At 41.3% G+C, this 206-nt stretch carries 1 protein-coding gene; it reads right to left on the reverse strand.

All coding sequences use genetic code 11. The features are described 5' to 3' along the window. Positions 1–206 (reverse strand): hypothetical protein (locus CWC11_RS23005; protein ID WP_212748097.1); only part of this gene is annotated, 206 nt, incomplete at both ends.

Raw genomic sequence — 206 nt, forward strand, 5'->3', positions numbered from 1 at the left:
GGAACTCTGCATATCTCGTGAAGCACGAGAAAAGGAGCGTCGTCACCTATTTCAATCGATTGGACAATAATATGTTTCCACTCACTTTCTTGATGGTAAGGGAACTTGCAGTCAATGCTGTAATAAAATTCTTCGTAGGTCATTTCAATACCATACTTTCCTTGAATGCTTAACGCCCGCTCAATGGGTGGATTAAGCTTGGCTAA

Source organism: Pseudoalteromonas sp. S3178 (genome assembly GCF_005886985.1).
GTDB classification, from domain to species: Bacteria; Pseudomonadota; Gammaproteobacteria; order Enterobacterales; family Alteromonadaceae; genus Pseudoalteromonas; species Pseudoalteromonas carrageenovora.